The following is an 11664-nucleotide window of genomic DNA, read 5'->3' on the forward strand; positions in this document are numbered from 1 at the left end:
ATTGCCGAATCGCATCAGCGCATCCCGGTCTATTCGAGCAACCCCGAGGAAATCACCGGCGTTGTCACGCTGCAGAGCATTCTCGGCGAGGTGGCACTGGGCCATCTGGACAAGACGCTCAACGAGGCCGGCAGCGAACCGTTGTTCGTTCCGCCCAACCAACCGGTCGACGGTCTGCTGGAAGTGCTGCGCGGCAACAAGGACCACCTCATCGTAGTGGTGAACGAGTTTGGCGGCCTGCTCGGCATCTTCACCCTCGAAGACATTCTCGAAGAACTGGTCGGCGAGATCTATGACCACGAGGAAGCCCCCGAGGACGACCAGATGCTGCTGATGAAACCGGACGGCAGCGAACTGGTGGTGGACGGGAGCACCGAGCTGCGCATCCTCGAAGCTCATTTCAGCCAGGATCTTGCCGGCAAACCATACGACTCGGCAAACCTGTGGATCATCAGCCATCTGGAACGGATCCCGGCACCCGGCGAGAGCTGCGTCATCGACGGACTGGAGGTCAGAATAGAGCGGGCATCGCGGCGCAGGATTCACGAAATCAGGATCAGTCGACCGCACGGCCCCGGCCCGGAACCCGCAACGATGAATGCCGATACCGAGCGCACGGTCGACTAGCAGGCGCCACTTGCTCTTCCCACCGCTACGCTCGCTCCTTCCCCGACGCGCGCTGGTCATGCCGCTGTCTTGTCTGCCGGATCACGCCACGCTATCCTGCGCCGCCCATCCCGAACACGGCGTGCTCACATGGAGAAGCCGACATGCAGCTTGCTCAAGCCTGCTGCACAGGACAGAGAATGCGGTTGACGAGTTGACCCCATTCGGCAGTCGACAACCGATCTGCTGCTGGTCTTCGGTACCGGCCGTTTGCTGCTGCGCGTACTGGCAGAACCGCTGAAGGGCGATCTTTCCCGGCACGCGACGCGTTGGCTGATCGGGCGCCGGCGAGACATGGGTAATGGACGACAGCGACGCCAGCAACGACACGGTCGTCGCCATCGGCTCACTGCGCTCCACCGTTGCCAGGCTGCTCGATACCAACGGTGGCCCATTACGGCAGCCGGTTGATGACGACCTCGAATCGCTCTCGGCCCTGCTGGCCGGTCTGGTACGCCGCCGCGAGGAGAGTCAGCGGGAACTACAGAACGACCGATCTCTGTGGCAACATTGCCGGTGCAAGATCGGCGGTTATGCGCGTCACGAACTGCCTGGCAACAACCCACCGGATCATGAAATCCGATGCGCACCCGCCAGTGGTCCACGATGACGGATGGACGACGATCGCCGCTGGCCGGACATGGCATGGGGAACTTTGGGACCGCAACAAGTCGGGCCAACCCTTCTAATTCCGGGCGACGATCGTCCCGTTCTGCAATACTGCCGGGCAGCCGAGAAAATACATCGCCATTCGCACCGACAGCAGCGATTACAAGCGAATCGAGGCCGAACTGGCGGAAAGCGAGCAGCGGCTATCGCACGCTCGTCGAGAGCCTCAAGGAGATCGCCTTCCGGATCGATTGCCGAAGGCTGCCGGATCTATCTCGACCCGGCGTGGCACGAAGTCACCGGACGATCGGGGACTCACTCGACCAGATCTCGCTGCAGTCGCTCCCCCACGAGGATCGGGCCCAGGTTGCCGCGGTCGACCTGGTCTTTCTCGACGCCGTCCTGCCGAACATCGACCCCTGCGACCTGCTGCACAAGCTGCCCGACGTCATCGACAGTTGCTCCCCCTCACTGTTCCTGCTCGATTCGCTTCGCCACAAGGACAATGCGGAGCGGTCAGCAGCCACCCACCGTCCGCGCACCGATAGGCGTCGGAGGCGGACAACCAGGTGCTCGACATCCTGGTGGTCAAGGACAACGAGGTCAACCAACTGGTAGCGATCAGTCCTGGAGTCCCGGGCCATCGGGTGACGCTCACCGGGAACGGCCTGGACTGGTCGTTGACCGGATACGTGACTGCCGCTTCGACATCGTGCAGATGGACCTGATGATGCCGATCATGGATGGTTTCGATGCGACGCGCACGATTTGCACGAAAGGACGCGCGACCGGCCGTGCACCCCGATCGTCGCGATGACCACCAACGCCACGCCGGACGACCGGGACAACTGCCTCGCCGCCGAGCATGGACGACTACCTCGCCAAGCCAATCAGGAACGAGCAACTGGCGCAAGTGTTGCAATACCACGCACCACACGCCACCCCCGGCGTTAGGCGGGCGCTACTTGGCTACTTGTTTTGCGGCGTTTCCTGAGGAGGAGTCGCTTCGCCAGACTTCGGCGCATCGCCGAGCACGGTCTTCAGGGGACAGATGGAGAACGCCGGGCATTTCTTGCAGCCGGCGACAATGGCGATCGGGCACAGCGTCATGGCGCTTCTCCTCGATGATCGGAAAGTATTCAGGATACAGCGATTTGCCTGACGCCGCGCGCCTCCCTGCCGGCGGCGCGTGGCCCACCCCGGTGCTGTGCCGCCACAGGCTACAGCATGTGTTCGAGGAAGGCGCGCGTACGCGGGTGCTGCGGGCACACAAAGACCTCGTCCGGCGAACCTGTTTCGACGATCTCGCCATCGTCCATGAACACGACCCGGGTCGACACCTCGCGCGCGAAGGCCATCTCGTGCGTCACCACGAGCATGGTCATACGCTCGTCGGCGAGCTGGCGCATGCTGCGCAGGACCTCGCCGGTCAGTTCCGGATCGAGCGCCGAAGTCGGCTCGTCGAAGAGCATGATGTCCGGCTGCATGGCCAGCGCGCGGGCGATCGCCACACGCTGCTTCTGACCACCGGAAAGCCGTGCCGGGTAACTGTCGCGTTTGTCGAGCAGGCCGACCTTGCGCAGCAGCTCCTCGGCCTGCGGAACGGCCTCGGCACGCGACAGCCCCTTGACCGTGATCGGTGCTTCGATGATGTTCTGCAGTACGCTGAGATGGGGAAACAGGTTGAACTGCTGGAAGACCATGCCCATCTTGCGACAGATGCGACGCAATTCGGCCTCCGCTGCATAATGGCAGACGCCGGCAACATCGGTGCTGACCAGCGTTTCACCCTCGATCACCACCTCGCCAGAATCGACCGTTTCCAGGTGATTGAGGCAGCGCAGAAGGGTGCTCTTGCCCGACCCCGAGGGACCGATGACGGCAACCACGTCACCCTTGTCGATACTCAGCGAAACGCTCTTGAGAACCTGCAGAGCGGCAAAGCGCTTGCAGATGTCGCGCGCCAGAATCACCGGCACCTCGCCCGCCGCATCACTCGTCATAAACCGCATGTCGCCTTTCCAGGTAGTTGAAGCCCCAGGTCAACACCAGCGTCATGATCAGGTAGAAAGCAGCCGCAACGACGAAAGGCATGGTGGTGAAGTCGCGCTGGACGATGCCGCGCGCCGCGCGCAGCAGGTCGTTCATGGCCAGTACGTAGATCAGCGAGGTGTCCTTGACCAGGGTGATCGTCTCGTTGCTCATCGGCGGCAGGATCCGCTTGATCACCTGCGGCAGCACGATTCGCCGCATGGTCTGGCCGTAACCCAGGCCAAGCACCCTGGCTGCCTCGTACTGCCCACGCTCGATCGACTGGATGCCGGCGCGGAAAATCTCGGCGAAATAGGCCGCGTAATTGAGCACGAAGGCGACGATCGCCGCCGGGAAGTCGGGCAGGCGCACGCCGATCAGCGGCACGAAGGGCAAGGCGAAATAGATGAACAGCATCTGCAGCATCAGCGGTGTGCCGCGCATCAGCCAGATGTAGCCATTGACGATGCCGCTCGCGACACGAAAGTGCGACACGCGCAGCAGCGCCAGGGCGAGACCGAGCGGCGCGGCCAGGAGCAGCGTGAGCAGGAAGACCTGCAGCGTCACCGCCGTCCCGGCGAGCAGCGGCCCGAGGATTTCGATCAGGTAGTTCATGCCGCCAATCACCACCCGGGGCGCCGCATGGTGGACTGCAACGCCGAAACCCGGCCGAGCAGCCGGTGGCAGCGCTTCACCTGCCGTCGGCCGCCGGCTCGCCCGGGGGGCACGCCGAACCGCCTACTTGACGATATCCTTGCCAAACCACTCGTTCGAAATGCGGGCGGCGGACCCGTCCTTCTTCATCTCGTCCATCGTCTTCTGCAGTCTGGCGAGCAGCTCGGCATCGTCCTTGCGGACTCCGACACCGTACTCCTCGCTGCCAAAATTGTCTTCGAGGACGAGATATTCCCCCGGTTTCTTGGCCAGGTAGTAGCGGCCGACCACCTCGTCAACCACCAGCGCGTCGAGACGGCCGGTCGACAGATCCATCAAGGCAGTGACATTGTCGCCGTACTTCTTGAGTTCCTTGATCGACTTGGCGACATCGTCCTTCTCGACCGCATCGATCGCACTACTGCCCTCCTGCAGACCGACCACCTTGCCGGCCAGGTCCGCCTTGCTCCTGACCGTCGACCTGGCGATTACCACGACGATCTGCCGGTTCTCTAGGTAGGGTGTGGTGAAGGCGATGTTCTCCTTGCGTTTCTCGGTGATCGTCAGGCCGTTCCAGAGCGCGTCGACGCGCTTGCCGTTGAGTTCGGCCTCCTTGGCATTCCAGTCGATCGGCTTGAACTCGACTTGGGCGCCCAGGCGCCGGGCCGCTTCGCGCGCCAGGTCGATGTCGAAACCGACGAGTTTGTTCTGCTGATCACGGAAACCCATCGGCGGGAAATTGTCGTCGAGGCCAACGACGATCCTGCTCGGCGCGGCCGCTTTGCCTGACGCCGGGGTTTGCCCGGCCTCCTGCCTGCCGCAGCCGAGCAGCACGACGCCGGCGGCCAACCCGGCAAGCAGCAATGAGATACGTTTATTCATAGGTGATTGACCCCGATTGACGGAAGACGATGGACCACGCGCCTCCTCACACTGGGTGGCGCGTGTCCTTGTTAAACACGAAAGCCGCGATTATCCCGGAAAAGGAAGCAACTCGAGCGAAAACTGGCGGATTCCGACTGGCGCGCCACCGCACCCGCTCGCTGCCAGCACGTCGGAAGTCGCCGCCAGCTCAAGGCGGGAAGTCTGATGAGAGAGGTGCAAAGTGCCGCAGCTCCTGCCCGGTGTTGATATTGGCGAAAGCCTCGGGCTGGTCGTCGAACCGCACCTCCACGACAGGCATGGACGCCTGCCAGCGGTCGATCCGCCGCCCGCCGCCGGCCAGGTATTCGCCGAGACTCGGCAAGACCGCGCGGTGACACAGGCAGAAGACCGGCTGCACCCGAGCGCCGCAGTGCGCCACGGCGAGCTGGGCTCCGCTGGCGGCGAGGGCAGACAGGAGGCGCGCCACCAGATCAGTTGGCAGAAAGGGCGAGTCACAAGGCACGCTGGCGACCAGCGGATGCCTGGCAACCGACAAGGCGGCGTGCAGCCCGGCCAGCGGCCCGGCGAAGTCGGGGATCCGGTCAGGCACCAGCGCATGACCGAAGGCAGCATAGCGCGCGCCGTTCCGGTTAGCGTTGATCAGCAGCTCGCCAACCTGGGGTGCCAGACGTTCGATGACCCAGGCGACCAGCGGCCTGCCCTGCAGCATCTGCAGCCCCTTGTCGACACCACCCATGCGGCGGCCAAGCCCACCAGCCAGAATGACGCCGCTTACCGTCTTGCCGTTCATCCGGGGAATTGTACGTCAGCACCGGCAACAATTCGCCCGGCGCACGACAGAAGGAAGCGTGCGCAGCTACAATGACGAGCGCTGCGCTTGCCGCCGGTTGCGTGGTCCGGCACCTTCCTCGTCCGGCAGCCCGCCATTCGCCCGCCCACACCCACGACCCGAAAGCCCACCGCCATGCGACCCCTTCCCCTCACCGGCCTGCGCGTGCTCGACCTGACACGCCTGTTGCCGGGACCACTCGCCAGCATGCACCTTGCCGACCTCGGTGCCGACGTGATCAAGATCGAAGACACCGGCGCCGGCGACTATGCGCGCAGCGCCGGTGCGGTGCATGGCACGGTCAGCTATTTCGAACTGGTTAACCGCAACAAGCGCAGCCTCACCCTCGATCTGAAACAGGCGGCCGGGGTCGCTGCATTCAGGCGCCTGGCGGCAACGGCCGACGTCATCCTGGAGGGCTTTCGCCCGGGCGTGGTGGACAAACTGGGTATCGGTTACGCGGCCATGACGGCGATCAATCCGCGCATCGCCTACTGCGCGATCACTGGCTACGGGCAGAACGGCCCCTATCGCGACCGTGCCGGCCACGACCTCAACTACCTGGGCTACTGCGGCCTGCTCGACCAGATCGGCACGCCGGGCAGTGCACCGGCCATTCCCAATTTCCAGATCGGCGATCTCCTCGGTGGCTCGCTGAGCGCGCTGGTCGGCGTCCTCGCCGCGGTGATCGACGCGCGCAGCAGCGGCCGCGGACGCTATGTGGACGTGGCGATGACCGACGCCGTCTTCGCACATACCCTCTTTCCGCTACTTGCCGTGCTCGGCCTCGGCCAGGCACTGCCCCGCGGCGAGGACCTGCTCTCCGGCGGCATGCCGAGCTACGGCGTCTATGCCACCAGTGACGGTCGTCACTTGGCGGTCAGCGCGATGGAGCCGAAGTTCTGGCAGATGCTGTGCGCAGCGATCGACCGCCCGGATCTCGCGCCCTTGGCCTTCGCCACCGGCGCCGAAGGCCAGCGCATCCGGCGCGAACTGGAGGCGGTGTTCGCCGGGCGCAGCTTTGCCGAATGGAGCGCCCTCTTCGAGAAAGTCGATTGCTGCGTGACGCCAGTATTGCGCTTCGAGGAAAGCATGCAGAACGAGCACCTGCTGGCCCGTGCCATGCTCGTCGAGGTGGCCGGCGTCCGGCAGTTTGCGCCACCATTCAAGGTCAGCGAAATGGCTTTCGCAGCCCGCCTGCCGCCACCCGCCGCTGGCCAGCACAGCGAGGAGATCCTCCGCGAGGGTGGCTTCACTGCCGACGAGATCGCCTGCCTGCGCGAGCAGAAAGTCATCTGAGGCCGCCACAGCGCAGGAGCGGCCGCTCGGGTCGACACCGAATGCCCGGTTTCAACCGGCGGCGTCGCTGACTGCGGGTGGTTCCGACGCTGGATCGTGATCTACGGCGGCAGGCTCGATACTGACGATGGCGAGCGAGATGTTGTCGCTGCCGTCGCGTTCGAGCGCCAGCTCGACCAGCCGCCGACAGGCCATGGCCGGCGCTTGCCGTCCGACGATGGCGGCCATCTCTTCGCCATCGACGCTTTCCCACAGGCCGTCGGAACAGAGTACGAAACGCTCGCCGATGACCGGCGGTGCGCAGTGCTGCGCCACCACCCGCAGTCTGTGCGCCGTGCCGAGCGACGACAGGAGGACGTTGCGTGCCGGATGATGACGGGCCTGCGCGACGCTGAGCAAGCCGCTCCGGACCATCTCCGCGGCCACCGTTTGGTCCTCGCTCAGTTGCGAACATCGGCCATCGAGACAACGGTACAGACGGCTGTCGCCGACATGTGCGAACACAACCAGTTCGCCGACCAGAACCAGAGCCGTCGCGGTCGTGCCCATCCCGGCCAGAGCCGGCTCGGCTTCGGTCGCCCGAATGATCGTCCGGTTGGCTTCGCGCATGGCAGCGACCAGAGCAGTGCCGGGATCGTCGCCCGGAGTGGCAAAGTAGTTCTGGCAGATGGTCTCGACGGCCAGCGCACTCGCCACCTCGCCGCCGTTGTGCCCGCCCATGCCATCGGCGATGACCGTCAGTACCCCACGCCGCTGGCGTTGTAGCAGGTCGCCCGGGCAGATGAAGGCAAACGAATCCTGGTTGCTGCTGCGTTGCCGACCGATGTCGCTGAGCATCCGGGTCTCGACGCGGTAGTGCACGGCACCACCCGTCTGGTGCACAATCGATTCCTGGTGGCCGGCACGGCCCAACCGGCCGCCCGGCAATGACCCCTTCCAGCGCACGCCCCATTGCCTCATCCTGCGCTCCCTGCAACCGGGTGACCGCACTGCCGGAGCGGCGACTCCGCCCCGGCCCGATGCAGCCGCCATTGTGCCAGTCTGCCTGCCGCCCGGGGTGGCGTCGTAGCCACCTGGCCATCCCCCGGCTGGTGAACCGTTTCGCTTGCCGCTCGCGCAAAGTGCGAGATGACTGCTATCCTGCGCCGATGCTCAGCTTTCCCGACTGCACCGGACGGTGCAGCGATCTCCCGCCGAACCGCGGCAACCACCTGTGGCGGCCGGCCGCAGAGCGCCCGACCAAGGCACCGGCACTGTATGGCGCACGCCACTGCTGCCCATCCAGCCTCGCCACCAGCCCACGGCTGCCCGCAACGGAGTGCAACAGCCATGACCTATACCTACACCTTTGCCTCGGCAACCATCCTGCTGATCCTGATCACCGACCCGATCGGCAACATCCCCATCTTCGCCAATGCGCTGCGCAATGTGGCACCAGCGCGCCGACCGTCGGTGATCCTGCGCGAGGTGCTGATTGCCTTCGTACTGCTGCTGACCTTCATGTTCGTCGGAGAGAGCTTTCTGCGCCTGATGAATCTCAGCGAATTATCGCTGCAAATCGGTGGCGGGGTGATCCTTTTTCTGATCGCGCTGCGCATGATCTTTCCGCCGCCACGCACCGACACGGCCGAAGCGGCTGGCGAGCCGTTGATCGTACCGCTGGCCATCCCGGCGATTGCCGGGCCGTCGGCCCTCGCCACCGTGCTGCTGCTGGTCTCGCAGGCGCCCGACCGGCGGCTGGAATGGATTGGCGCGCTGTGCATCACGATGGCGGTGAGCGCCATCATCCTGGTTCTTGCCGAGCGCATCCAGCGCGTTGCCGGCGATCGTTTTGTCGTCGCGCTGGAACGTCTGATGGGCCTGGTGCTGGTCGCCATGTCGATCGAAATGATGCTGCGCGGGATCAAAGCATTCGCCCTGCAGATCGCGCACGCTTAGGCGCCACGCGCCGGGTCTGACGGAGAGCGGCGCAGCCGCCCCGCCGCCTCAGCCAGGCATCTTGCGACGCCGCCAGACCCTGAGCAGATAGAGGCGCCAGACGGCCCGGGTCGCGCCGTAACCAAGCCCGGCGAGGCTGGCGGCCAGGGCGATCAGTCCGATGCCCAGTGGTTTGCCGGCGGCCAGCATCCAGTCCAGCATTGCGTCCACCCAGGCGCCGAAAGCGACGACAGAGAACTCCGGCGGAGCGACGAAGCCACTGCTGTCGCCGGTCAGCAGGCAGCCGAGCTGATATGCCAGCAGGTAGAGCGGGACAATGGTCAATGGATTGGAGTATAGCGTCACGAGCAGTGCCAGCGGCAGATTGACGCGCCAGATCAGGGCACCGATCGCCGCACCGATCATCTGCAGCGGCCCGGGGATCAACCCGCAGAACAGGCCGGCGGCGACCGCACCGGCCGCCGAGTGGCGATTGATGTGCCATAAGCGCGGATGCAGCAGGGAGGACCGAAACGGCCGTAACCAGCGGTTGCCACAAATCGACTCGTGGCCTGGGAGATACTTTTTCAGGTAACGACGCATGCCGCGTATTATCGCAGGCAAAACGCCATGAGGAACGCACCACCGAACGGCGCCCGCGTGGCGGCTGTGGGTATTGCCGGGCCAGATCAAAGACAGGCTGGCAAACAGCGGGCAGGATCCGGCTCCGCCAACCACCCATCGCCCACGGAGAACGCCATGCATGCTTGCGACCAGCCAACCCTCGAAGCCATCTATCCTTTCGACGCGCGCGGCGTCGCCAAGCGTTTTCGCCACGCAGCGATTTTCGGTGCACTCGATGCGCTGACCCCCGGTGAAACGATGCGTTTCTGCAATGATCACGACCCCCTGCCGCTGCTTGCACAACTACAGAATCGTTACGGCGCGACCGTGCAGATCAATTACGTGCAACGCGAACCGGGCGCCATCGTCATCGACTTCACCCGACAGGGCTGACGCCTGCCGCGCGTCACTCCGCGCTACCAGACACACGGCATCGAGTAGGCAAAGCGCTTGCTGATCTACCTGGGTCTTTCGGCGCTGGCGACGTTCGTGGCGGCACTGATCCTGGCGCTCATCGGGCAGCCACCGCTGCCGGCCATCGCGCATCTGGTATTCGCCGTCGGCATCCTGCCGCTGATCGTCGGCGCCATGACCCATTTTGTTCCGGTGCTGACCCGCAGCAGCCGTGCGCCGCGCCATCTGCTGCTCGCACCGCTCCTGCTGCAACTGGCCGGCTGGCTGGTCTTCCTCGATTTCTGTGGGGATGCGCCGGTCGGCAGCACCCTGGCCGCCGCCGCAGGCACCCTGCTCATCGCCGGCTGGCTGGCCGGATGGATGGTGGAACGCGCCAGGCGAACCCTGGGCAGACCGCATCCGGGATGGCGCTGGTATCTGGCGGCGATCATCCTGCTCGGCATGGCGCTGATGCTGGTGCCGGCGATGACCTGGTGGCCGGAAATGCGACCGCAACTGCGGCTGCTGCACCTGCACCTGAATACGCTCGGTTTCATCGGCCTGAGCGCACTGGGGACGCTGCAGGTGCTGCTGCCGACGGCGCTGAACAGCCCCGACGCCGATGCGGCGCGGCGCTTGCGGCAACACCTGCCGGTGGCCTGCAGCGCAGTGCTGATGATCGCCGTCGGTGCCGTCACCTGGCTGCCACTGGCGCTGGCCGGCGCCGTCCTGCTCACCGGCCTCGTGCTGACCATCGTGCGCGCTTTCCTGCAGCGCTATGGCTGGCGAGCGCTATGGGATGATGGTGCGGCGGCAGCGCTGAGCGGAGCGCTGTTTGGTTTCCTGCTGCTCGCCGGTCTGGGTGCCGCGCATGGCCTGGGGACGCTCGACGGCCGCGACGCAGTGCCGGCTTTCGTCGTTGCCTGCCTCCTGCCATTGGTCACCGGTGCACTGACCCAGTTGCTCCCGGTCTGGCTCCTGCGCGGCAAGCGTACGCCGCGACGCGACCGGCTGCATGCGGCGCTCCGCCGCGGGGGAGCGCCACGCGCGCTCCTCTTTGTCTGCGGAGGCTTCCTCCTCGGGCTGGGACTGACCGGCGGGATCTGGCCAGCACTGCTGGGAATACTCCACTTCGTTCTCGTCCTGCTCCACTCGCTCGCCACAATGAGCCGCTTGGCGCATCACGGTGAAAATATTTTTAAATAAAACCATAGTCTTATAAGATTTTCGTGAAATAAGTCTCAAGATTCCCGGCGGTCGGCCGTTGCTCAGGACATGATCCACCCTGACAGACTTCTGCAACGGAGTGAACGATGATCTTCAAGCATGACCATCTGGCCCCGGTACACTCATCCCGCGCCGCCTCCCGCCGCCTGCATCGGCGTCCGGCTTTCGCCGCCGGCGCGGCAGCGGCCCAGGCCCCGGCGGACTGCCTGACGCAACACGCGCGCCGCCGCCAGGCGGTGGTCGAACCCAAGGCGACACTGCTGGCGCTGCTGGCAGCCGAGACACGAATCGCCGACCTCGAACAGGCATTGGACGAAGCGCGTGCCGCCGCTCTTACCGACACGCTGACCGGCGCACTGAATCGCCGTGGCTTTGATCAGGCTTACCAGCGCGAAGTGGCGCGCGCGCGCCGGAATGACAGCCATCTCGCGCTGGCGCTGATCGATCTCGATGACTTCAAGTGCCTGAACGACACTTTTGGACATCAGGTGGGCGACCAGGCGCTGGTCCATCTGGTCACCGTTCTGCGT

The 11664-nt window shown here is 65.0% G+C and carries 15 protein-coding genes; 8 read left to right on the forward strand and 7 right to left on the reverse strand.

The features are described from left to right. From JNK99_RS12390 to JNK99_RS12400, 3 genes are all read left to right on the forward strand, one after another. Positions 1-627 (forward strand): transporter associated domain-containing protein (locus tag JNK99_RS12390; RefSeq protein WP_291853524.1); only part of this gene is annotated, 627 nt, incomplete at its 5' end. 340 nt (positions 628-967) lie between these two features. Next, the gene (locus JNK99_RS12395; protein WP_291853527.1) at positions 968-1276 is read left to right on the forward strand and encodes a hypothetical protein; all 309 of its coding nucleotides are present in this window, start codon (positions 968-970) and stop codon (positions 1274-1276) included. Positions 1277-1844: 568 nt separating this feature from the next. Continuing rightward, positions 1845-2003 carry a hypothetical protein gene (locus JNK99_RS12400; RefSeq protein WP_291853530.1) on the forward strand — a complete coding sequence of 53 codons (159 nt, stop codon included), beginning with the start codon at positions 1845-1847 and terminating at the stop codon, positions 2001-2003. A 241-nt stretch (positions 2004-2244) separates the two neighbouring features. Here the strand turns inward: JNK99_RS12400 and JNK99_RS12405 are convergent, their stop codons facing one another. The 5 genes from JNK99_RS12405 to mobA form a co-directional block, all read right to left on the reverse strand. After that, the gene (locus JNK99_RS12405) at positions 2245-2385 is read right to left on the reverse strand and encodes a hypothetical protein (RefSeq protein ID WP_291853533.1); all 141 of its coding nucleotides are present in this window, start codon (positions 2383-2385) and stop codon (positions 2245-2247) included. Positions 2386-2495: 110 nt separating this feature from the next. After that, positions 2496-3287: an amino acid ABC transporter ATP-binding protein gene (locus JNK99_RS12410; RefSeq protein ID WP_291853536.1), complete on the reverse strand. Its 792-nt coding sequence runs from the start codon at positions 3285-3287 to the stop codon at positions 2496-2498. Then, positions 3268-3921 carry an amino acid ABC transporter permease gene (locus JNK99_RS12415; protein ID WP_291853539.1) on the reverse strand — a complete coding sequence of 218 codons (654 nt, stop codon included), beginning with the start codon at positions 3919-3921 and terminating at the stop codon, positions 3268-3270. Before JNK99_RS12415 ends, JNK99_RS12410 begins: the two co-directional genes overlap by 20 nt. Before the next feature lie 123 nt (positions 3922-4044). Then, a complete protein-coding gene (locus JNK99_RS12420) occupies positions 4045-4842 on the reverse strand; it encodes an amino acid ABC transporter substrate-binding protein (RefSeq protein ID WP_291853542.1) in 798 nt (265 codons plus the stop codon). A gap of 190 nt (positions 4843-5032) precedes the next feature. Next, on the reverse strand, positions 5033-5635 hold the full coding sequence (mobA, locus tag JNK99_RS12425) for a molybdenum cofactor guanylyltransferase MobA (protein WP_291853545.1): 603 nt from the start codon (positions 5633-5635) through the stop codon (positions 5033-5035). Between the two features lie 174 nt (positions 5636-5809). Between mobA and JNK99_RS12430 the strand changes: the two genes are divergently transcribed. After that, positions 5810-6973 (forward strand): CaiB/BaiF CoA-transferase family protein, encoded by a 1164-nt coding sequence (locus JNK99_RS12430; RefSeq protein WP_291853547.1) that lies wholly within the window; start codon positions 5810-5812, stop codon positions 6971-6973. A 51-nt stretch (positions 6974-7024) separates the two neighbouring features. Here the strand turns inward: JNK99_RS12430 and JNK99_RS12435 are convergent, their stop codons facing one another. Beyond that, positions 7025-7933 carry a protein phosphatase 2C domain-containing protein gene (locus JNK99_RS12435; RefSeq protein WP_291853550.1) on the reverse strand — a complete coding sequence of 303 codons (909 nt, stop codon included), beginning with the start codon at positions 7931-7933 and terminating at the stop codon, positions 7025-7027. A 369-nt stretch (positions 7934-8302) separates the two neighbouring features. On the opposite strand from JNK99_RS12435, the gene JNK99_RS12440 reads away from it, so the two are divergent. Further along, positions 8303-8911 (forward strand): MarC family protein, encoded by a 609-nt coding sequence (locus tag JNK99_RS12440; protein ID WP_291853553.1) that lies wholly within the window; start codon positions 8303-8305, stop codon positions 8909-8911. Positions 8912-8959: 48 nt separating this feature from the next. Here the strand turns inward: JNK99_RS12440 and JNK99_RS12445 are convergent, their stop codons facing one another. Continuing rightward, a complete protein-coding gene (locus JNK99_RS12445; RefSeq protein ID WP_291853557.1) occupies positions 8960-9493 on the reverse strand; it encodes a DUF2062 domain-containing protein in 534 nt (177 codons plus the stop codon). Positions 9494-9649: 156 nt separating this feature from the next. Between JNK99_RS12445 and JNK99_RS12450 the strand changes: the two genes are divergently transcribed. The 3 genes from JNK99_RS12450 to JNK99_RS12460 form a co-directional block, all read left to right on the forward strand. Continuing rightward, positions 9650-9907 carry a DUF2249 domain-containing protein gene (locus JNK99_RS12450; RefSeq protein ID WP_291853560.1) on the forward strand — a complete coding sequence of 86 codons (258 nt, stop codon included), beginning with the start codon at positions 9650-9652 and terminating at the stop codon, positions 9905-9907. 57 nt (positions 9908-9964) lie between these two features. Further along, a complete protein-coding gene (locus JNK99_RS12455) occupies positions 9965-11113 on the forward strand; it encodes a hypothetical protein (RefSeq protein WP_291853563.1) in 1149 nt (382 codons plus the stop codon). 107 nt (positions 11114-11220) lie between these two features. Next, positions 11221-11664: diguanylate cyclase (locus tag JNK99_RS12460; protein ID WP_291853567.1), on the forward strand; the 444-nt coding region annotated here is incomplete at its 3' end.

This window comes from Accumulibacter sp., from assembly GCF_016789985.1.
Classification (GTDB): Bacteria; Pseudomonadota; Gammaproteobacteria; order Burkholderiales; family Rhodocyclaceae; genus Accumulibacter.